Source organism: Pseudomonas sp. HS6-2 (genome assembly GCF_049325675.2).
Taxonomy (GTDB): Bacteria; Pseudomonadota; Gammaproteobacteria; order Pseudomonadales; family Pseudomonadaceae; genus Aquipseudomonas; species Aquipseudomonas putida_N.
This window is the reverse complement of the sequence record NZ_CM143906.1, coordinates 692,129-713,952: the sequence shown is the minus strand read 5'-3', so window position 1 is coordinate 713,952 and position 21,824 is coordinate 692,129. Positions and strand designations below refer to the sequence as shown.

Annotated in this window: 17 protein-coding genes; 10 read left to right on the top strand and 7 right to left on the bottom strand. The window is 64.3% G+C overall.

Annotated elements, in window-relative coordinates; genetic code table 11:
- Window positions 1-16 precede the first annotated feature (16 nt).
- The 6 genes from ACOKS3_RS03205 (at window position 17) to ACOKS3_RS03180 (ending at window position 3,851) form a co-directional block, all read left to right on the top strand.
- Window positions 17-322, top strand: a complete 306-nt coding sequence (locus ACOKS3_RS03205; RefSeq protein ID WP_103445808.1) for a MazG-like family protein — start codon at window positions 17-19, stop codon at window positions 320-322.
- Complete coding sequence (locus ACOKS3_RS03200) at window positions 319-1,068, top strand: methyltransferase (protein ID WP_422764394.1); 750 nt, start codon at window positions 319-321, stop codon at window positions 1,066-1,068. The genes ACOKS3_RS03205 and ACOKS3_RS03200 overlap by 4 nt, the downstream gene beginning before the upstream one ends.
- Window positions 1,069-1,091: 23 nt before the next feature.
- Window positions 1,092-1,727 (top strand): DUF4136 domain-containing protein, encoded by a 636-nt coding sequence (locus ACOKS3_RS03195; RefSeq protein ID WP_103445810.1) that lies wholly within the window; start codon window positions 1,092-1,094, stop codon window positions 1,725-1,727.
- 19 nt (window positions 1,728-1,746) lie between these two features.
- Complete coding sequence (locus ACOKS3_RS03190; protein ID WP_422764393.1) at window positions 1,747-2,316, top strand: DUF4136 domain-containing protein; 570 nt, start codon at window positions 1,747-1,749, stop codon at window positions 2,314-2,316.
- 165 nt (window positions 2,317-2,481) lie between these two features.
- The gene (locus ACOKS3_RS03185) at window positions 2,482-2,952 is read left to right on the top strand and encodes an A24 family peptidase (RefSeq protein ID WP_103445812.1); all 471 of its coding nucleotides are present in this window, start codon (window positions 2,482-2,484) and stop codon (window positions 2,950-2,952) included.
- A 113-nt stretch (window positions 2,953-3,065) separates the two neighbouring features.
- The gene (locus ACOKS3_RS03180) at window positions 3,066-3,851 is read left to right on the top strand and encodes a response regulator (protein ID WP_422764392.1); all 786 of its coding nucleotides are present in this window, start codon (window positions 3,066-3,068) and stop codon (window positions 3,849-3,851) included.
- A 40-nt stretch (window positions 3,852-3,891) separates the two neighbouring features.
- Here ACOKS3_RS03180 and ACOKS3_RS03175 read toward each other — a convergent pair whose 3' ends face one another.
- Entirely contained in the window at window positions 3,892-5,553 is a 1,662-nt protein-coding gene (locus ACOKS3_RS03175; protein WP_422764391.1) for a ShlB/FhaC/HecB family hemolysin secretion/activation protein, read from the bottom strand.
- Between the two features lie 92 nt (window positions 5,554-5,645).
- The gene (pbpC, locus tag ACOKS3_RS03170; RefSeq protein WP_422764390.1) at window positions 5,646-8,000 is read right to left on the bottom strand and encodes a peptidoglycan glycosyltransferase PbpC; all 2,355 of its coding nucleotides are present in this window, start codon (window positions 7,998-8,000) and stop codon (window positions 5,646-5,648) included.
- 77 nt (window positions 8,001-8,077) lie between these two features.
- On the opposite strand from pbpC, the gene ACOKS3_RS03165 reads away from it, so the two are divergent.
- On the top strand, window positions 8,078-8,371 hold the full coding sequence (locus tag ACOKS3_RS03165; protein WP_422764389.1) for a hypothetical protein: 294 nt from the start codon (window positions 8,078-8,080) through the stop codon (window positions 8,369-8,371).
- 74 nt (window positions 8,372-8,445) lie between these two features.
- Here the strand turns inward: ACOKS3_RS03165 and ACOKS3_RS03160 are convergent, their stop codons facing one another.
- The gene (locus ACOKS3_RS03160) at window positions 8,446-13,347 is read right to left on the bottom strand and encodes an alpha-2-macroglobulin family protein (protein WP_422764388.1); all 4,902 of its coding nucleotides are present in this window, start codon (window positions 13,345-13,347) and stop codon (window positions 8,446-8,448) included.
- A 180-nt stretch (window positions 13,348-13,527) separates the two neighbouring features.
- Between ACOKS3_RS03160 and ACOKS3_RS03155 the strand changes: the two genes are divergently transcribed.
- Both ACOKS3_RS03155 and bla read left to right on the top strand, forming a co-directional pair.
- Window positions 13,528-14,865 (top strand): MATE family efflux transporter, encoded by a 1,338-nt coding sequence (locus tag ACOKS3_RS03155; RefSeq protein WP_103445817.1) that lies wholly within the window; start codon window positions 13,528-13,530, stop codon window positions 14,863-14,865.
- A gap of 148 nt (window positions 14,866-15,013) precedes the next feature.
- Window positions 15,014-15,883 (top strand): class A beta-lactamase, encoded by an 870-nt coding sequence (gene bla, locus ACOKS3_RS03150; protein WP_103445818.1) that lies wholly within the window; start codon window positions 15,014-15,016, stop codon window positions 15,881-15,883.
- Window positions 15,884-15,895: 12 nt separating this feature from the next.
- Here the strand turns inward: bla and speA are convergent, their stop codons facing one another.
- The 4 genes from speA to ACOKS3_RS03130 form a co-directional block, all read right to left on the bottom strand.
- Window positions 15,896-17,809 (bottom strand): arginine decarboxylase, encoded by a 1,914-nt coding sequence (speA, locus tag ACOKS3_RS03145; RefSeq protein WP_422764387.1) that lies wholly within the window; start codon window positions 17,807-17,809, stop codon window positions 15,896-15,898.
- Between the two features lie 152 nt (window positions 17,810-17,961).
- Window positions 17,962-18,333, bottom strand: coding sequence for a translation initiation factor Sui1 (locus ACOKS3_RS03140; protein ID WP_103445820.1), 372 nt, complete (start codon window positions 18,331-18,333; stop codon window positions 17,962-17,964).
- A 217-nt stretch (window positions 18,334-18,550) separates the two neighbouring features.
- A complete protein-coding gene (locus ACOKS3_RS03135) occupies window positions 18,551-19,087 on the bottom strand; it encodes an NUDIX hydrolase (protein ID WP_103445821.1) in 537 nt (178 codons plus the stop codon).
- A 2-nt stretch (window positions 19,088-19,089) separates the two neighbouring features.
- Window positions 19,090-20,157, bottom strand: coding sequence for a DUF2333 family protein (locus tag ACOKS3_RS03130; protein ID WP_103445822.1), 1,068 nt, complete (start codon window positions 20,155-20,157; stop codon window positions 19,090-19,092).
- 247 nt (window positions 20,158-20,404) lie between these two features.
- Here ACOKS3_RS03130 and ACOKS3_RS03125 point away from each other — a divergent pair, with 247 nt between their 5' ends.
- Window positions 20,405-21,784: a diguanylate cyclase gene (locus ACOKS3_RS03125; protein ID WP_422764386.1), complete on the top strand. Its 1,380-nt coding sequence runs from the start codon at window positions 20,405-20,407 to the stop codon at window positions 21,782-21,784.
- The last annotated feature ends 40 nt before the right edge of the window (window positions 21,785-21,824 follow it).

Here is a 21,824-nt window from a genome sequence, read left to right as displayed (position 1 = left end):
GCATTAGGAGACCCCGATGAACCTGCAAGAACTCACCCAACGCCTGCACCAGATTCGCGACAACAACGATTGGCGCGGCTTCCACAGCCCGAAGAACCTGGCCATGGCCGCCAGCGTCGAGATGGCCGAGCTGGTGGAAATCTTCCAGTGGCTGAGCGAAGACCAATCGCGCCAGTTGCCCGCCGATCAGCTGGCCCATGCCGGCCAGGAAGTCGGCGACGTGGTCCTGTACCTGTTGCTGCTGTGCAGCGAGCTGGGCCTGGACATGGAGCAGGTTGTGCGCGCCAAGCTGGCCGACAGCGAGAGGCGTTTCGCACGATGAACGACCGTCACTTCGATGAACTGGCCACACGCTTCGCCGAGAAAATCTACGGCGGTGCCAAGGGCGCCATCCGCCTGGCTGTGCTCCAGGCCGACCTGGCCGATGCCCTGCCCGATCGACCGCTGCGGGTGCTCGACATCGGCGCCGGCCTGGGCCATATGGCCTTGTGGCTGGCCCAGCGCGGGCACCAGGTTACGCTGGCCGAACCCGCCGCACCGATGCTCGAGGGTGCCCGCGCGCGTTTCGCAGAAGCAGGTCAATCGGCAACCTTCATCCAGGCGCCCTGGCAAGAACTGCTTGGCCAGCTCACCGAGCCCTATGACCTGGTGCTGTGCCACGCCGTGCTGGAATGGCTGGCCGAACCGCAGAGCATCCTGCCGGTACTGCATCAGCTGGCTGCCCCTGGTGGCTGGCTGTCGCTGGCATTCTACAACCGCGACGCGCTGGTCTACCGCAACTTGCTCAAGGGCCATTTCCGCAAGCTGCGCAGCAACCGCCTAGAAGGCGAAAAGCAGAGCCTGACCCCGCAAAAACCGCTTGATCCCCGGGAGCTCAAGGCGCAACTTGAAGTGATGTGGCAAGTCGAAAGCGAGAGTGGCGTGCGCGTCTTCCATGACTACATGCCCAAGGAATTCCAGGACAAGGCCGAGCTGCTCGACCTGCTGGAAATGGAACTGGCCCACCGCCGTCACCCAAGCTTCGCCGGGCTCGGCCGCTACCTGCACTGGATGTGCCGCCCCCGCTGACTGCGCCCCTCCGGGAGGGATACATGCCGTACCGTCTGTTGTGCCTGGCCTTGCTGCCGCTGACCCTGGCCGCCTGCCAGGCCAGCAACCCGTATGTGGCCAGCAGCCGCCCGCTGCCGCCAGCCCCTCCGCAAGCGGCCAACACCTTCGACGCCAGTGCCTATCCGGCGGCGCCGCGTGACTACGGGCACTACCGGAGCTGGAGCTGGCGCGGCGGCCAGTTGCCAAGTGGCAATGCCGACGCCGACCCGGCACAGATTGCCGATGCCGTCAGCGGCGCCCTCGACCAGCATGGCCTGCGCCCTGCCCGGGGCACCACCGGCGACCTGCTGGTGAGCGCCGACATGCGCCTGGAGCGACGCCTGCGCCAGGTGCGTGACTATGACACTTACGACCCCTATTACGGCCCGTACCCCTACGGCGGCGTCGGCGTCGGCGGCTACCGCAACGGTTACGGCGCCTACGGCAGCGTGCCGATCGTACGCACCTACGAAGTGGAAGTGATGGTGGTGCGCATCGACCTGTTCGATGCCCGCAACGGCCAGCCGGTGTGGAGCGCCAGCGCTGAAAGCGGCAGCGACAAAAGCTCGCCGCGCGATCGCGAGACCGCCCTGCGCGAATCGGTTCATAAGGCGCTCAGCGGCTATCCTCCCAGTTAATGCCTAACGGAGAACCATCATGTTGCGCCGCCTCGTTCTACTGTCATTCGCGCTGCTGCTCGCGGCCTGTTCGAGCAACAACGTTCAGCAAGATTTCGACGCCAGCCGCGATTTTGCCGCCTATCGCAGCTGGGCATGGCAGGAACCGGGCCTGCAATACCGCCCGGATGATCCACGCATCAAGAGCGACCTGACCGAGCAGCGCATCCGCGCGGCGGTCGCCGACCAGCTCGACCAGCGCGGCCTGCGCCCCGTCCAGGGCAATGCCAGGCCTGACGTGACAATCCGCGCCTACCTGATCGTCGAACAACGCCAGCAACAGATCACCACCAACTATGGCGGCGCCTGGGGTGGGTACTGGAACGGTTACTGGGGCGGGCCGATGTACAACGAGACCCGCAGCGTCGACTACAAGGTGGCAACCATCCAGGTCGACATGTTCGATGGCCATGACGGCAAGCTGGTCTGGCGTGGCAGTGCCGAACAGATCATGAACAACTACCCACCTAGCCCCGATGAGCGTAACAGCGCGATCCAGAAGACCGTTGCCCAAGTGCTCGGCAACTACCCGCCTGGCCGGGTGAAATAAACCAATCGCCGTGGGCCGCTGTGCGGCCCATCGCGGGCAAGCGCGGCTCCCACGACGACCTTTTTGCCATCCTGCCATGGCCGTTCGTCAGATCGCGTCTACCCTGTTTAGGAAAGCTGACTGACCGGGTAGAAGTGTTCAACAAATGGGAAAGGCGGCCTGCCGATGCAAAGCATTGTTCTCCTGATGTGGCTTGCCTTGTGCACTGAACAAGATATTCGCGAGCGCCAGATCGCCAACATGCTGACCCTGGGTTTCGCCGCTGGCGCCCTGGTATGGCTGTTCGCCACTGGCCACACCTGGATTGGCGCCGATGCTAGTGACGCTGGCTGGGCCCTGGCCATCGTCATGCTGCTGACCCTGCCAGGCTACATGCTGGGCCGCTTCGGTGCCGACGACGTCAAGCTGATGGGCGCGCTGGCCCTGGCGACAAGCCCGCAATACGTGCTCGGCACCTTCATCGGAGCGGGCGTCAGCGTGGTGCTGTGGCTGCTGACCCGCAGGCGCCTGTGGACGCTGCTCAACCCCAAAGTGAAGAAGCGCCTGGCCACCCTGACCGAAGAAATGGGCGACAAGCAAGCCTTCGTGCCTTACGTATTGGCAGGCTTTCTTCTCACGGCTGTATGGATCCAATAGCCACCCCTGTTGTCCGAACACTTGTACAAACCTTGTACAGAACTGCGATGAGCGTCTACTTTTAAACTGCCAGAGCGTCTGGCCCGGGAGCAGGGCCGCTTACGAACAGGGAGTTGATCGTGAACAAGTCATTCAGTGACGTGAGGGTTCTGGTCGTAGATGACCAGCCGCTGATCGTCGAACAATTAAGTGAATACCTCGAAATCCAAGGCTACCGCTGTGTCGCGGCCCACTCCACCGACGAAGCCATCGAACGTTTCGTCGCAGATGAAGCCATCGGCCTGGTGCTGTGCGACTTGCACATGCCCGAACGCGATGGCATCGAGCTGCTCCGGGCACTGAAAGATATTGCCGGGCGCCAGCGCATGTTCCAGGCAATCATGCTCACCGGGCGTGCCGACAAGCAGGACGTGATCCGCGCCCTGCGTGAAGGTTTCGCCGATTACTACCAGAAGCCCATGGACTTCGATGAGCTGCTCGAAGGCGTGCGCCGCCAGGAACAAGTGCTGCTGGAGCGCAAGGCCAACCTTCGGGACCTGGGCAACCTCAATCAGCGCCTGCAGGACCTGGCCGGCTCCATCGATGAACTCTACCAGGACCTGGAGAAGGCCCGCGGCCAGGGCGTCCACCGCCGCGCCACCGATGTCGCCGAAGAGGTCGAAGGCGAGCTCCCGGCGGCGTTCGAGAAGCTGTCCCCACGGCAACTGGAAGTCGCCCGGCTGGTGAGCAAGGGCAAGACCAACTACCAGATTGCCTGTGAACTGGGGATCACCGAGAACACCGTGAAGCTGTATGTGTCGCAGGTGCTGCGCCTGACCCACATGCACAATCGAACACAGTTGGCGTTGGCGTTGACGCCGAGTTCGTCTCCTGTACACCAGCGGTTCACCACGCACTGAGTTCGTCTAAGGCGTTTCATGAGGCCGGTACAGCCGAGATTCACTCCAGCAGGTAGGTAAAGCTCACCCTCCAACGTGGGCTTCTGCTCATGCTATCCAACGCCACATCCGCCAATGGCTTGGCCACCTCCAGTGCCACATTGCCGTACCGCCCATCCCCAAACCGCACACCCAATGCCGCCGAACGCATCCTGGCATCTTCGAATGGCCCGCCGTTGTACCAGGCCTGCGCCGCATCCAGCAGCGCATACGGTTGCACCAGCCGCACCCAGCCAGCGCCAGGCTGGATGCTGTAGTTGAGCTCGTAGGCCACGCCCCAGCCTTTGTCCCCCGCCGCCTGGTCCTGGGGGTAGCCATGGCCGAAGTTCTGCCCGCCAAACACAGCACGCTCGCTGTCGGGCAGCCGGTCATCGGTCCAGTACAAGGCGCCTGACAGCACGCCCTGCCAGCGCTGAAACAACCTGTCGCTCTGCAACCCCGCCACGCGAAAGCGCAGGAAGTCCATGTCATAGTCCGTATCGCTGCGTGCGCCCAGGTAATCCAACCCCTGATACACACCGGCGCCGACCACGCGTAACCGCCCGGCCTCGACCTTGCGCCAATCGCCCTCGAACGACAGCGCACGCACATAGGTGTCGTTGCGCCCCAGGCCGCCGGTGAGATCTTTGTGATGGTCACTGACCGAGTAGACATGCCCGGTCACCGCCAGCCATTCATCCGCCGTGACGATCACCGGCTGGCCAAGCCCGATTGCATAACGCTCGCTTTCAATCCGCTGGAAAAAAATCGAACCATGCTCCAGCGGCACAGGTGTGCGCGGCTCGCTGCGGTAGCGAGCGGCCGAAAGCAGCAGCTGGCTGCCCTGTGCATCCAGGTGCTGGCTGTAATCAAGGCGCTGGTAATGGCTGTGGTCATCGCCCGGAGGCAGCAGGACGCTGGCCGTCAACTGCTCGGCAAAACGGGTCTGGGCATTGCTGGTTAGCTTGAATAGCCCCTGCGGGCCATCGCGGCTGCCATCACTGAACGCCATTGCCGCATCGAAGGGCTTGCGCAAGGCATGCACGGTAAGCTGCGCGGCACCCTCGCTGTGCTCAGCCTGGGTCAAGTCAGCCTGCAACGTCACCCCGGGGATGCGCTGGGCCAGGCCGATGAAGCGGTCGAGCGTCGCCTGGGTCAACGGGCGCTCCGCCCGCAAGCGTTCCAGCAGCTGGTCGAGGTAAGCGCCAGCGGGACCGATGTCTCCTTCACGCCGCACGTCGTGGACATACCCCTCGAGCAACACCACATGCACGCGGCCCTCGGCAAAATCCTGATCAGGCAGGTAGGCCAGCGACAGCAGGTAGCCGTCGCGCTGGTAGCGCCGGGTCAGGCGTTCGGTGAACTGCTGCAGCTCGGCGACGCTCACTTCATGACCAATCAAAGGCTGGTAATGCTCGCGCAAATCGCTCAACGGATAGACCGTACCGCCTTCGAAGCGCACCTTGTGCAACACGAAGCGAGTCGCCAGGGGAAGCGTGTCGGACACCGGGCTGGGCGGCGCCAGCTGCAGGCTCGGGGCAAGTGGGCGGTAGGCCTCGATCGGCAGGTTCGCGCTGGGCAGGCGGCGCTCGTATTCGTGGCCTTCGAGAAACACTGGCAAGGGCTCGGCGATCACCAGACTGGCCCAGGGCGACAGCAGCAGGGGCATCAGCAGAAGACGCATAGGACGCTCCACAATCCCTTGGGTACCGGGGCGTCGGCCGGCCTCACCCGTCACTTGCAAGCGTAGGTGCTGCCCCGCTAAACGTCGAACACCTACTCGTTGACTTGGAACGCTACCCGCGCTGTTTCTCCAGTTTCGTCCAGGGCACTGAGCTCGAACTGCCCGACCTGGTCAAAACGCACCAGCACGCTTTCCTGCCCTTCGCTTTCACCCAGCGGCTGACCATTGAGGAACCACCAGCGGCGCCCGCCACCACCCAAGGCAGAAACGCGCAACTGCAAGGGTTCGCTACTGGTGGCCGGGCGCCGCAGGTTGTCGTCGGGGCGCACCCCCACGATCGACAGCGGCGGCGCGCTGGCCGGGACCTGTGGCGGGCAGCTTGGGTCCACCGCCGGCAGCCGCGCCGCACGCCGCTCGACGCGTGGCAACCAAGGCTCCAGCGGTGCCGGCCACAAGGCGATGTCGAGTGCCTTGGCACCTGGGCAACTGCCGTCCACGCGCAGGCCTTGAGTATTGACCCAGATGCTCTCGCGCAGCCCCAGGCCGAGGGGCTGGTCAGCAGCCTGCAAAGTGGGAGGCGTCGTGCCATCGAGGGTCCAGGCAAAGCGCTGGCGCCGGCAATTCGGGTCCTGTCGGTTCATGGGCTGGCCCAGCGGCCAGCAGATGGCCGCCACGCCAACACTTTCCGGCACGCGCTCCACCGGCACCCGGATGCCCCGCTGGCTGTCACGGTTGCTCAGCAAGTCATGCACTTGCAGCATCAAGGGTGCCGCCGAAGCCAGGCCGAATTGCCCTGGCACCGGCGTGCCATCGGGGCGGCCGATCCACACCCCGATCAGGTAGCGCGGCCCTACGCCGATCGACCAGGCATCGCGAAAGCCATAGCTGGTACCGGTTTTCCAGGCCAATTTCGGGCGCTGTACCAGTTCGGCATGCGGGTCGCGGTCGGGCCGCGCCTGGCCACTGAGGATGCGCCGGATGATCCAGGCCGCGCCAGGCGACATTAGCCGCCGCTCCAGCAACGGATCCTGCGGTTGCAGGCGAACCTGCGCGCTGTTGCCGCCCCTGGCCAGTGCCGCATAGCCGCCAAGCAGGTCCTCCAGGCGGCTACCGGCGCCGCCAAGAATCAATGCCAGGTTGGGTTCGGCCAGAGGCGGGAGCGCCAGCGGCACGCCGGCCATGCGCAACTGCGCGGCGAAGCGCTTGGGCCCGTAGGCTTCGAGCAATTGCACCGCCGGCAGGTTGAGCGACAGCGCCAGTGCCGAGCTGGCCGACACCGGGCCGCTGAAGCCCATAGAGAAATTACCGGGGCGATAGTCGCCGTAGCGACGCGGTACATCCTGCAGCAGCGATTCGGAGTGGATCAGGCCATCATCCATGGCCAGGCCGTAGAGAAACGGCTTGAGCGTCGAGCCTGGCGAACGCAACGAGCGGACCATGTCGACATGGCCAAAACGGCGCTCGTCGCTCAAGTCGATCGAGCCCAGGTAAGCGCGTACTGCCATGGTCTGCGCCTCGACCACCAGGATCGCGGCCGAGGTACGCTCCGGCAGGCGTGCGCGCCAACCCAGCAGCAGGTCCTCCAGGCGCCGCTGCAGCGAGGCGTCGAGAGTGGTGCGAATCAACGTCGGGCTGTCAGGGGTATTCAGCCGCCGCGCCAGCAGGGGCGCCAGCGCGGGTTCCTGACGCGGGGCCAGCAACAAGGGCTCCTCGGCAGCCTCCTTGATCTGTCGGGCTGGCCACACCTGATACTCGTCCAGGCGCTGCAGCACCTTGTCACGGGCCCGTTGGGCACGGGCCGGGTGGCGGTCCGGGCGCAAGCGGCTCGGTGCCTGCGGCAGCACCGCCAGCAGTGCTGCCTCGGCGGGCGTGAGATGTTGCGGTGACTTGCCCAGATAAGCCCAACTGGCTGCAGCCACGCCCTGCAAGGTACCGCCGAACGGGGCACGGTTCAGGTAGATCTGCAGGATCTCGCGCTTGGACAGGTGCCACTCCAGCTGCGCGGTGCGCCACAGTTGCCGCAGTTTGCCGGCCAGGGTGCGATCATGCGGGTCGAGCAAGCGTGCAACCTGCATCGACAAGGTGCTGCCGCCAGACACCACCCGCCCACCCCGCAGGTTGAGCCAGGCCGCCCGCGCCAGAGCCAACGGGTTGACTCCCGGGTGGCGGTAGAACCAGCGGTCCTCGTAGGTCAGCAGGGCCTGCAGGTACAGCGGCGAAACCTCTTCCGGGCTGACCGGGTAGCGCCACACACCATCGGCATCGGCAAAGCGCCACAACGGTGTGCCGTCTTCGGCCAGCACCACCCGTGCCAGGTCATTGCCCGGCATTGGCAGCGGCCAGATGCGGTCGGCCAGCCACAACAGCCCGAGCAGCATCAACAGGCTGATCACGGCAGGACGCACAAGCCTTCCCGCTCGGGTACGTGGCCGCGCTAAGCTTGGCATCGGGAACCGGCCTGGCCAGCTAATGGCCTAAGGCTTGGGAGCGGCAACCGTGCCGATTCGTTCATCAGGAAGCAACTATGCATGTAGAAGTTTTTTTCGAGTGGCTTGGCCAGGCACTGGGTTCGTTGATCCGCTTTATCGTCGACATCATGAACGGCCTGTTCAACCTGCTGGCCAACGCCGGGGGCAATTTCATCGATGGCCTGGCACGCACGCTGGGCATGGACACCTCGCTGCTCAGCATACTCGCCCTGATAATCGGCCTGATGCTGCTGTATTCGGCAATCCGCGCCTTCATGCGCGCATCGATCATCCTCGGGATCATCTGGCTGGTGTTGGGGTTGTGGGTGATGAGCTGGGTCATTCACTGAAGAACAGCTGCAAGCCTTGAGCTACAAGCTGCAAGAAAGCCAATCTGCTTCACTTGCAGCTTGTAGCTTGCGCATCAGCGCGCCTTTACCGTCATCTCGCCTTGCCCATCCCCCACCGCCTGCAGGTTCGGTCGATACATCGACTCCACCTGCGGCGGCGGCACCCGGTAGGTGCCCGGGGTCACCGCTCGCGCCAGGTACAACAGGTGCGTGGTGCCATAGCCATCGAGCTTGAGGGCCGCCACGTAGCGGTCATCACGGTACTCCTGGTGCACCACGCTGGCGTTCTGCATCGACTCACGCCACTGCTTCACCGCACTGCTGGCGTTGTCCAGGCTGGCAGCGCTTTGGGCCAGGTTCTGGTTCTCCAGTTCCAGGCCTGCTGGCAGCAGATCGACCACCAGGGCATCCGGCACGCGATCGCTGGCCTTGAGCGCCAGGTGCACCAGCACCAGGTCGCCGCTGCGCAGGTTGTGCAGGTCCAGCGCCTGGCCGTTCATGCCCAGATACTCCCGGCGGATCTCCATGCCATTGCCACCCGCGACAGGCGCCTGACGTGGATAGCCCGACAGGGTCAGTTGCTGATAGAGCGTTTCGCTGCCCTCGTTCTGCACGCTAAGCGGCGAGGCCAGCAACGGCCCTTCGAGCTTCATGCCCGCTTCGACGTTGTTGAACTCACGCACTTCACCGGCACTGTCCAGACGTGCCTTCCACGGTGCCTCCGGCTTGCCCAGCAGGCCACGGCCGGCCAGATACAAGGCGTTGCGCTCCTGGGTCGACAACCAGCGATTGGCCGCCAGCTCGTCCGACAGGGCAAACAGACGCTGGTCGACCTGGTTGCTGGCCAGTTTGCTCTCCTGCAGCAGCGCCAGGATCAGTGCCTGGTCGCGCAAGCTGCTGCCATAGTCGGCCATCCAGCCCTTGCTACGGCTGATGCCCAGGCCCGCCTGCAGCGCTTGCTCGGCGCGCGGCTTGTCGCCCATGGCGTCCAGCGCGACCGCCAATTGCACCAGCGGCAGGCCGGAGCGGGCATCGGCACGGCGCTCGAACAGGCTGCGCAAGGCGCCCAGCGGTGCCTGCTGGCTGCGCGACAGCACCAGCGCGGCGTAGGCTTGCACGGCAAAGCGGGTGTGCTCGGCGTTTTCGCTGTAGTCGACTTCGATCAGGTTGCGTTCCTGCAAGTAGCGCAGCAGGCGCTCGTTGGCCTTCTTCAAGGCCTCGGCCGGCACGCCGTAGCCCTGATTGCGGGCACGCAGGAGGAAGTCGCTGACATAGGCCGTCAGCCAGTATTCCTCTTCACTGTCCGAACTCCACAGGCCGAAGCTGCCGTTGTAGCGCTGCATGCCGAGCAGGTGCTCGATGCCCATCTCGATCTTGCGCTTGCGCACCTCGGCCGGCTCACCCTTGATGCCCAGGCGCTTAAGGCTCTCGGCATCAGCGTACAGTGACGGATACAGGCCACTGGTGGTCTGCTCCAGGCAGCCGTAAGGGTAGGCTTCGAGGGCGCGGATCTGTTCGGCCAGGTTCAGTGGCGGGCGGCTCGACAGCGCCAGGCTGGCTTCCAACCCCGCTGGTTCAAAGGTGGCCAGGTCGCTTTCCGGCAAGGTCCATGGCTGGTCCTTGAGGGCCACGCGGTAATGTTTGAGCATCGCCGGATAGGCCGGGCGCACACCAAGGGTCCATTCGCGTTCGAAGGTGTTCGCCGGTTCGCCCGGCAGTTGCAAACCATTGACCCGCACCTGCACCTTGCCCTGCCCCAGACCGCCCAAGGCCTGCACCGGGATCAGCAGCGTGCTGCGCTGGCCTTCGGCCAGGGCGATAGTCTGCTGGGCGCTGGCCGTCAGGCTCAGCTGGCCTTCAGTGCGGATCTCGACACTCAACTGTTGCGCACGCCCCGACAGGTTGGCCAGGTCCAGCGCCAGGCTGGTGCGGTCACCGCCGGCCAGGAAGCGCGGCGCCGACAGTTCGGCGATCAGCGGCGCGGCTACCACCGTCTTGCCTTCGGCCATGCCGAAATGCTCGTCGGTCCAGACCTGGGCCATCAGCCGCAACTCGCCATTGAAGTCGGGAATATCGACGGTCGCCTCGCCCTCCCCCTGGTCGTTCAGGGTTACCGGCAGGCTTTGCTGGGCAACGATGGTCACCGTGGTGTTGGGCCGCTTGCCGCCCTTGGCCATCGCCGCGTCACCGCCGAAGGCCAGGCTGGCCAGGCGGCCTTGGCCGGCTTCGATCAGCTGGCCGTAGATGTCCAGCTGGTCGGCGCCATAGGCCTTGCGGCCGAACAGGCTGGCAAACGGGTCGGGGGTCTTGAAGTCGGTGATGTTGAGGATGCCGACATCGACTGCGGACAGCAGCACATGCACCTGCTTCGGCACGCTGCCGTCAGCATTGGCGGCCTTGATCTTCACCGTCAGCGGCTGCTTGGGCCGCATCTTCTCCGGTGCCTGCAGGCTGACCGCGAGCTTGCGCTCGGCACGTGCCAGCGGCAGGTGCAGCACGCCGACGGCGCGCTTGGGCGTGGCATTGGCCTTGCGCTCACCCGGACGGATCATCAGCGCGCTGATGTACAGGTCGTGGCGCGCCCACTGTTTGTCCAGCTGCACATCGAAGGTCTTGCCCTCAGCGGGCACCTCGATTTCCTGCCACCACAGCGGGCCATCACTGGATTCGACCATCAGGTAGCCGCTGCCAGCCGCAGGCGGGGTCACGGTGACCTTGGCGGTGGCGCCGTCGGCATAGGCCGGTTTGTCCAGCGCCAGCTTCACCTGGTCCGGCCGCACCGCGCCGCCTTCAGCGTTGTCCTGGGCACGGTAACCGGCCCAGAAGCGCTCGCTGGAAACCAGCCCGGTCTCAGGGTCTTCCACCTCGACGCGGTACGGGCCCCACTCCACCTGGAAGCTCAGCTTGGCGGTGGAGCCGGCCTTGACGCTGACCGTTTCCTCACTCTGGGTAAGGAATTTCTCGTTGTAGTTGTAGCTCCAGCCATCGCTCTGCGAGTAATTCCAGTAGTAGTCGCGACGCTCGCGGATCAGGCGCACCTTCAGGTCATTGGCGGCGAGCTTGTTACCTTCGCGGTCGGCCACGAGGAACTCGAATTCCACCGGGCCATCGCTGTCGGTTTCTTCACCGTCGAACAGGCCGCGCAGGCCTGGCAGGCGCTCGGCAGGCCAGATTGGCTGCTCCAGGCGGCGGGTGATCGGCCGGCCGCCAGACTCCTGCAGGCTGGCCTGCACGGTCAACTGCAGCGGCGAGCGTGCTTCGGCCCAGTGGCTCTCGATATCGACCACAGCCTTGCCAGCCTGGTCGAGGGTGACTTCGTCCAGCTCCAGATCCTGGGTCAGTTCGGTTTCAGTAACCGAGCCGAACTGGTAGCCCGGCAGTGCCGGCACGGCTTCGCGCAGTGGACGCACATAGGCTTGGCCGCTCAAGCGGTTGCCGGCAGCCGGCGCACCGTAGAGGTAGCGGCCATTGACCTGGATACGCGCATCTTCCTCGGGCGACAGCGGTGTATCGCTGCCCTTGAGTTCAAGTGCCAGGCGCTCGGGAAGGAAGTCTTCGACGAGGAACTCGTAGACCTGCTTGCGCCCGCCGCCCAGGTCAAGCAGCAATTGCCAGCGGCCGGTCGGGGCCTCGGTGGCCAGTTGCAGCTGGTACTGATACAGGCCATTGGCATCGGCCTCCCAGACGAACTTGCGGCTGACCTGCTCATCCGGCCGACGCACTTCCACGCTGACCGGCTGGGCCTTGACCGGCTTGCCATCCTGGTCGCGCAGCAAACCGTTGAGCAGCACCGTTTCACCCGGGCGATAAAGGTCGCGCGGGCCGAAGATGAAGAACTGCAGCGGGTTGGCCTGGGGGCCGGTGATGTCGAACTCGGCCAGGTCCAGGGCAGCGGTGTTCAGGCGAAGCAAGGTGGTGTGCACGCCCTGGGTGGCGATCAGGGTGTCGGCCTTGGCCGTGATCGGCAACTGGGCATGGCCGGCGCCGTCGGTCTTGGCCTGGGCCAGCAGCTTGCCCTTGTCGTCATGCAGCTCGAGGTTGACGTCCTTGAGTGCCTTGCCGCCTTCCAGGGCCTGGGCGAACACGTCCAGGCGGTCACGGTAGCGGTGGGCGGACACACCGATGTCGCTGAGGGTGAACAGCGTCGCCGGCTGCGAATAGTCATAGGTACCGGAGGCACGCATCACGGCCAGGTACACGCCTGGCTCCTGCAGCGGCTTGATCCCGGCAATCGGCAGCAGCACGGTTTCGCGGGTGTTGCGCGCCGGGTTCAGGTCGAAACGGCCGCTGTAGACCATCTCGGCCATGTCCAGGGTTTCCTTGGACTGGTAGTAGTACAGGCTGCTGTTGCGGCCCCAATTGGCCAGGAAGGTGGAGAGCATCTGCGGTTTGACCCGGAAGAACTCGACATCGACCTTGGGCACGTTCAGCGCGATCACCGGCAGGCCTTCGGCCAGGCGGGTGGGCAGCAACGAACCACGGCTGGCAAAGCCGACGGTGGGTTGCATGTCGCGGGTTTCCAGGCGGCTCACCGATTCGCTGTCGAGCTGCTTACCGTTGACCGCGAGCAAGCCCTTGTCGACGGTCAGCACCAGCTTGCGCTGCGGCTCGAGGTGGCGCAGGCGCAACTCCATCTGGTTGTCGGAAAGCTCCCAGGCACCGTCGACCTTGCCTTTGACCGTATCGACCAGGTGCACCTTGGCGGCGAAGTCCTGCTTGGCGTCCAGGGGTGCCGAGAAACTGATCGACAGGGTACTGGCGCCATCGAGTTGCACTTCCGACACATCCAGCACGCTGAGCTCGCGCCCTTCGTAGCGCTTGGCGAGGACAGCAGGGTCCTCGCGCTTGGGCGCCGGGGCCTCGACCGCAGCGCTCGCGGCCGGTTTTTCGGCGGCAGCGGGCTTGTCCGGCGTCGAGGAATCACAGGCACTGAGCAAGGCCAGCGCGCAGGCCAGCAACAATCCTTTGTTGAACATGGAGTGGGAACTCTTTGGCAGCGTGTACGTGAGGGCAGCAACTATAGCGCAACGGTGGACGTGAGACTTTCAACGATGCGGCAAGTGAGACCCTGTTCGGGCGAATTGGTTGCCTGGCCGGTACACTGTGTCCAGCCAAATACTGGGGACGCTTTGCGCCCCGCAGCTTCAGGAATAGCAATGTCGCAACTGTCCGCCGACTGGCAACACCGCCCCACCCACCTCAAGGTCTGGGCGCTGGCCGCGCCGATGATCCTCTCCAACATCTCGGTACCGCTGGTGGCGCTGGTCGACAGCACCGTGATCGGCCACCTGCCCCACGCCCACCAGCTCGGCGCCGTGGCCGTGGGGGCGACGCTGTTCACCTTCATGGTCGGCCTGATGGGTTTCCTGCGCATGGGCTCCACCGGTTTCGCCGCCCAGGCAGCCGGGCGTACAGACGGCGCTGCCCTGCGTCAGGTACTGGTCCAGGGCCTGCTGCTGGCCGTGGCCTTCGCCCTGCTCATTGGCCTGCTTGCCCTGCCCTTCAGCCAGTTGGCGCTGCACGCCATGCAACCAAGCGAGGCGTTGCAGCAATCCACCGAAGACTTCTTCCATACCCGGCTGCTCGGTCTGCCGGCCGCGCTGGCCAGCTATGCGCTGGTCGGCTGGTTCCTCGGCACACAGAACGCACGCGCGCCGTTGGCGATTCTGCTGACCACCAACCTGCTGAACATCGCCCTCAACCTGTGGTTCGTACTGGGTCTGAACTGGGGCGTGCTGGGTTCGGCACGGGCCTCGGTGATTGCCGAATGGAGCGCTGCTTTGCTCGGCCTGGCCCTGACCCGCCCGGCCCTGCGCGCCTACCCCGGGCAGATCGCCTGGGCTGCCCTCAAGCGTTGGCAGGCCTGGCGCCCGCTGCTGGCGGTGAACCGTGACATTTTCCTGCGCAGCCTGGCGCTGCAACTGGTGTTCCTGCTGATCACCGTGCAGGGTGCCCGCCTGGGCGAAGCCACGGTGGCGGCCAATGCCCTGCTGCTCAACGGGCTGCTGCTTACTGCCTACGCCCTCGATGGCCTGGCGCATGCCGTGGAGGCGCTGTGCGGGCATGCCATTGGTGCGCGGGATCGAGATACCTTGCGCCGGTCACTGGTGGTGGCCTGCGGTTGGTCGCTGATCACCAGCCTGGGGTTTGCCGGCTTGTTCCTGCTGGGCGGGCACCTGTTCATCGACCTGCAGACCAATATCGAGAGCGTGCGAGCGGCGGCTTATCCGTACTTGCCGTACCTGGCGCTGCTGCCGTTGATCGCGGTGTGGAGTTACCTGCTCGACGGGTTGTTCATCGGCGCAACCCGGGCGCGGGAAATGCGTAATGCGATGCTGTTGTCGGTCGTGATCGCACTACCGCTCGGCTGGCTGTCGACTGAACTTGGCAACCACGGACTGTGGCTGGCATTTCTCGGCTTCATGGTTCTACGGGCACTGACGCTGGGGGCGACAGGCCTGCATTTGTACCGGCAAGGCAAATGGGTCGAGTGATCCTCAGTCCCCCATGAGCAGTCATGATGGTGATTGCCCCTATGGTCAAAAGGGATCTTCCCTACACATCTAAACTCGGCATCCTACTTACAAAGAAGTACTGACCCATTAAGTTTCACAGCCTCTTCCATTAAGCAGGGAAAGGCCGATGCAACTCAGTGGAATCAGGCAGTGGATCAGCGGAGCTGCAGCAGTTGCCATCGTGGCGATGTCATCCAACGCATCTGCGGCGGACGACCCCATCCGGGAAACGGCACTTCGTTTGGAGAACGCGCTGGATGCGCGGATCGGCTATGCGATCCATGACACCGGCACAGGCCTGGGGTGGGAGCACCGGGCCGATGAGCGCTTCCCGATGGCGAGCACAGTGAAGCTGCTGGTGTGTTCGGCCTTGCTGCGGCAGGGCCAGGTGAGGATGAAAAAGGCATGGCAGATTCAACAGGAAAGCATCCTGCCTCACTCCCCCGTGACACAGAACCTGGTCGGTAAACAGGTAGCAGCCTCCGACCTGTGCGCTTTCACCCTGAAAACCAGTGACAATGCGGCCGCCAATGGTGTGCTGGAGGTATTGGGCGGCCCCGCAGCCGTAAACGCTTTCTTGCAGGAAATCGGTGATCAGACAACACGATCGGACCGCAATGAGCCAAGCTTGAACGAGGGACAACCTGGCGATCTGCGTGACACGACTACACCGAAGGCGATGGCAGGCACAATGAAGTCGCTGGTACTGGGCTCTGCACTGAAGGATGAGCCGAGAAGGCAGCTGACGGAGTGGCTGATGAGCAATCAGGTCGGCGGCCCACTGCTGCGGGCCGGCATCCCTGGTGACTGGCGGATCGCCGACAAGACCGGAAGTGGTGGCTTTGGCACACGGGGCGTCGTGGCGGTGATGTGGCCACCACAACGGGCTCCCATCGTCGCGGCCATCTACCTCACTGAAACCACTGCATCCATGGACGAGCGCAACGCTGCGATCGCTGAAATCGGCCGGGCCATGGTCAAGGCTGTCGCACCATAGCCCGGCTGCAGGTCACGAAGACAAGTAAGAGGAGCGGGTGAGGCCAAGGCGCAGCGCATCGAGGTACTGGGTCCGCTCACGCGCGCTGATCTTGGCGCTGGCCACCTTGTCACGGTAGTGAGTCATCAACTCCTCCGGCGACAGGTGCACGTAACGCAGCATGTCTTCGATGGTGTCGTGGGTCTCGATACCGGCGTGGTACACGCTGCCATCGGCATTCTGGTAGATGTTCACCGAGTCGGTGTCACCGAACAGGTTGTGCATGTCACCGAGGATTTCCTGGTAGGCGCCGACCAGGAACACGCCCAGCAGGTAGTCCTCGCCTTCGTTGACCGCATGCACAGGCATGCTGGTTTCGATGCTCTGCTCGTCGACGTACTGGTTGATCTTGCCGTCGGAGTCGCAGGTCAGGTCCTGCAGCACCGCACGCCGCATAGGTTCTTCGTCCAGGCGGTGCAGCGGGATGATCGGCAGTACCTGGCCGATGGCCCAGGTGTCCGGCAGGCTCTGGAACACCGAGAAGTTGCAGATGTACTTGTCGGCCAGCTTGTCGTTGAGCTCGTCCAGCACCTGGCGGTGCGAGCGCTGGCGGGCTTTCAGCGAGTTGTGCAGGCGGCGGCACACGGCGAAGTAGCACTGCTCGGCCAGGGCCTTCTCGGCCAGGCTGATCTTGCCATCGGCGTACTGCGCCGCCACGTCACCCATGTAGTGGGTGGCGCGCCAGTAGGTTTCGGTGACCATTTCGATGTCGGTCGGGCCCAGCAGGTCGACCAGCCATTGCACGGTTTCCGGCAGGGCCTCCTTGTTCTCGATGGTCGGCACGTCGTCGTTGTGCTTCTCGACGTCGGTCACCTGGATCACCAGCATCGCGTGGTGCGCGGTCAGCGAACGGCCGCTCTCGGAGAAGATATGCGGATGCGGCAAGCCCTGCGCGTCGCAGAACTCCTTGAGCATGCCCACCACCACGCCGGCGTAGTCGTCCATGTCGTAGTTGATCGAGCTGGCGTTACGCGAGTGGGTACCGTCGTAGTCCACACCCAGGCCACCACCGACGTCGATATGGTCGACTGGTAGCCCCAACGCACGCAGTTCGCCGTAGTAGCGAATGGCTTCCTTGAAACCGTGCTGGTAGTCGGCCAGGTTGGCGATCTGCGAGCCCATGTGGAAGTGCAGCAGGCGGATGCCTTGGTCCAGGCCGGCATCGCGGAAGCGCTGCACCACCGAGATCAGCTGGGCGGCGGACAAACCGAACTTGGACTTCTCGCCCCCGGTGTCGGCCCACTTGCTCGACGCCAGCGACGACAGGCGCACGCGCAGGCCGACCTGCGGCTTGACCTTGAGATCGGCAGCCTCGTCGATCACCAGGGCCACTTCCGACTCTTTCTCGATGACGATGAACACGTTGTGGCCGAGCTTCTGGCCCATCAGCGCCAGGCGGATGAACTCGCGGTCCTTGTAGCCGTTGCAGACGATGGTGCCGCCTTTCGGCGCCAGCGCCAGCACGGCCAGCAGCTCAGGCTTGGAGCCAGCTTCGAGGCCGATCGAGACGTTCTGCGTGGCGATGATGTTTTCCACCACCGCTTCCTGCTGGTTGACCTTGATCGGGTACAGCGCGGTGTACTGGCTCTGGTATTCCAGGCGCGCGATGTTGGCATCGAAAGCGCCGGTCAGCTGGCGTACGCGGTCCTGCAGGATGTCGGGGAAGCGCACCAGCAGCGGTAGTGACAAACCGCTCTGACGCAGCTCGTCGACCTGTTCGAACAGGTCGATCGGCGCGCTGCCGGGGCCGTTGGGGCGCACTTCGACGCGCCCGGCTTCATTGATGGCGAAATAACCAGCGCCCCAATGGCGGATGCCGTAAACACTGCGGCTGTCGGCCACGGTCCATTGGCTACCATCGTCTTTGCGTGTGCGTCGTACGGACATTCAAGTCCCCTATAGATAAGTCGAAGACACTGCCCCGCAAGGAGGCGGGCGCAGTGTAAAAGCCAAAAATGACGATTCGTCCGTGCCCTGGGGTAGACCCGGGTCACGGGAACGAGTTTAGAAAGCGTTGGGCAAAAAATCGCGGGGGCGCATCAGCCGCCGGACTTTTTCGCCTTGAAGCCCTGTTTGATCAGCTCGGCGATCAGCAGCTCGACGTGGTCGCCCTGGATCTCGATGACCCCATCCTTCAGCGCACCGCCGGTACCGCAACGGCGCTTGAGGGTGGTGGCCAGCTCCTTGAGCTGGTCGAGCGCCAGCGGCACGCCGGTGACGGTAGTCACGGTCTTGCCGCCACGGCCTTTGCTTTCACGACGCACACGGGCGATGCCATCACCTTCGGGGATGACTTGCTGCTTGCAGGTGCAGGCGTCCACCGGCTGGCCACAGTCGGGGCAATGCCGACCGGCATCGGTGGAGTAAACAAGACCGCCAAGGGCGGCGAAGGAAGAAGCTTTCTTGGCCACTTTTGTTCCTCTGTGCTGAGGACAAAAACTGGTCAGTCCCTGGGGCAGAGACCGACCGCGAAGCCCCACTCTGGCAGGGGCGGCGCTACTGCCGCAAGATCCTGCGGCAGCCCGAAAAGGGCGCGCAGTGTAACGATAAATCAGGCTGTTGCTAAGTACTGGAATGCGCCATTTTGCGAATGATTTGCGACCTTGGGGCTGCTCTGCAGCCCCAGCTCTATTTCAGGCTGGCCTTGTAGCGCTGCAACGCGGCCAGCGAGTCCGGGCAATACGGCTTTGTCAGGCTTTCCCGCTCGGCCTGCTCAAGGCTGATGAATGTCGCCTCGATCACCTCTTCCGGCTGCAACCGCAGTGGCGCATCCGACACCGCCGAATACACCGCGCACCACAGGTGGTTGTCCGGCATATCGAAATAGAACCGCTCATGGAAACGCAGCTCGACGCCTTCGATTCCTAGCTCCTCGGCCAGCTCGCGGGCAGCCGAGTCGTCATACGCTTCCCCTGCCGTCACCATGCCGCCGGCCGCCACGTCCCAATACCCCGGGTACAACGCCTTGCTCAGGGCCCGCCGATGCACACACAGCTCACCGGCACTGTTGAACAACAGGATGAACGTGCAGCGACCAATCAGGCCGCGCTCGCGCAGCTCGGCCCTGGGCAACGCCCCGAGCACCTGATCGGCGTCGTCCACCCAAGTAACCAGCTCACGGTCGGAAGCCGCCCGGTGGGCGGCCTCGTTGGCGCTGATGGCCATGCTCAACCCTGCGACAGCAACTGACGCAGGTCGATGACTGCGGCGTTGGCCCGGGAAATGTAGTTGGCCATGACCAGCGAGTGGTTGGCCCATATGCCGAAGCCGCTGCCGTTGAGCACCATCGGGCTCCACAGCGATTCCTGCGAGGCTTCCAGCTCACGAATGATCTGGCGCACGCTCACCGTGGCGTTCTTCTTCGCCAGCACATCGGCAAAGTCGACCTCGATGGCGCGCAACAGGTGCGACAGCGCCCACGCCTGGCCTCGGGCCTCGTAGAACACGTTGTCGATCTGCAGCCACGGGGTTTCCACCAGCTCTTCATCCACCTGCGGCGCCTGGCCGGCAACCACCGACTCGGTCTTCAGGGTAGTGTTGAGCTTGACCCGGCCAACACTGGCCGACAGGCGCTGCGACAGCGAACCCAGGCGGGTGGCGACGTCACCCAGCCAGTTGTTCAGGTTGTCGGCACGGGTATAGAAGGCGGCGCCCTTGTCGCCAGCGGCCAGGCGCGCCTGGTAGCGGCTCAGCGATTTGATGCCCTCTTCGAACTCCGATTCGCTCGACGGCAGGATCCAGCTCTTGTTGTCGAAGTTGAAGCGCGGCTCGGCCTTGGCCAGGTCGGCATCTTCGGTGGACTGCGATTGCGAACGGGCGAAGTCCTTGCGCAGGGCCCGGGACAGGTCACGCACCTGCACCAGCACGCCGTACTCCCAGCTCGGCATGTTGTCCATCCACAGGCCAGGCGGGAAGCGGTCGTTGGAAATGTAACCGCCCGGCTTGTTCAGCAGGGTGCCGGCCACGGTCTTGAGGGTTTCGATGGTGGTGTAGCCCACCACCATCTGCTGGCCGTTGCGCTCGGCGGCTGCCTGGGCATTCTGCTGCACCGGGAACAACGCCGGCTCCTCGCTCCAGTACCAGCCAAGGCCCAGACACACCAGCAGGTACAACCCGATCAGGGTCCCCAGGGCACGGCTCCAGAGCCCGCCAAAATAGCTACGGGCAGCGGCGCGGCGGCCATCGACACGCTCGCGGGGCTCGGCTTTGGCCTCGCGGTTTTTCCAGTCCAGCATGGCTTTGTCCTTAATCAGTCACGACGGTTCAAGGGCTTGGACCACAGGCCTGCGCCAGGGTGCCACGGCAAGCCCGCGTCGCAGCACTATAAAGCAGACACCGCCGTACGCATAAGCGACCAATGAGTCAGTAACTGAATATTCGTTCGCAAGCCTTTGTTGATGCGGCGCACATACGGGTGGAAAAAGTGGTGCTAGCATACAGCCATCATCGAACCTGCATAGCCCACTAACAAGTAGCCAGGACATGACCCAAGCCGCGGAGCCGAGCCAGGAGCGCCTTTCGCAGGAGCTCGAACAGCTGTTGCAGCGCCTGTCGCGTACGTGCCTGCGCCACGGCGACCTGCCCGACCAGCTGGAGCTGCCACCTGCGCGCAAAACGGTCTACCTGCTGCTGCACGACCATGAGCGCGCCGAGCGCCTCGCCCAGCAGCTGGAGTTCTTCGGCCTGAGCGCACAGCCGCAGCCGTGCGCCAGTGCGTTTCTGGCATCGCTGGCCGAGCAGCCTGCGGCCGCCATCGTCATGGATGTCGACTTCGCCGGCCCCGGTGCCGGCCTGCCGTTGGCGACGCTGGCACAGCGGGGCCAGGCGCAACCCATACCGCTGCTGTTCTTCAGCCTGCACGAGGCCGACACGCCGACACGCCTCGCTGCGGTACGCGCCGGGGGCCAGGCATTTCTGACCGGTACGCTGGAAGCCTCCAGCTTGCTGGAAAAGCTCGAAGCCATGACCAGCAACGCACAGCAAGACCCCTTGCGCGTGCTGATCATCGACGATTCACGTGCCCAGGCCTTGCATACCGAACGGGTACTGGCCAGTGCCGGGATGCTGACCCGCAGCCTGAACGACCCGATCCGCGCCATGGCAGAGCTGGCCGACTTCCAGCCCGACCTGATCATCCTCGACCTGTACATGCCGACGTGCTCGGGCCCGGAGCTGGCCAAGGTGATCCGTCACAACGACCGTTACGTCAGCGTGCCGATCATCTACCTGTCCGCCGAGGACGACCTGGACAAGCAGCTCGATGCCATGAGTGAAGGCGGCGATGATTTCCTGACCAAGCCGATCCGTTCGCGGCACCTGATCACCACCGTGCGCAACCGCGCCGCCCGCGCCCGCCACCTCAAGGCCCGCATGGTCCGCGACAGCCTGACCGGGCTGTACAACCACACCCACATCCTGCAACTGCTCGAAGACTGCAGCTACCGTGCCCGCCGCGAGCAGCAACCGCTGAGCTTCGCCATGCTCGACATCGACCATTTCAAGAAGATCAACGACCGCCACGGCCACCCCATGGGCGACCGGGTAATCAAGAGCCTGGCACTGTTCCTCAAGCAACGCCTGCGCAAGACCGACTTCATTGGCCGCTATGGTGGCGAGGAGTTTGCCATCGTCATGCCCAACACCCCGCTGAAAGCCGCGCACAAGGTACTGGACGAGATTCGTCGGCGCTTTGCCGAGATTCTCTACCCAGCGCAGCCGGAGGATCTGCAATGCACCTTCAGTGCCGGGGTGGTGCAACTGGACGATGAACTGGATGCGCTGAGCATGGCCAGTACGGCGGACGAGGCGTTGTACCGGGCCAAGCATGCCGGGCGTAACTGCGTGGTCAGGGTCGAGCCGTAACGGCCGAGCGCAATAGCTCAACGCCACCATCGTCATCACC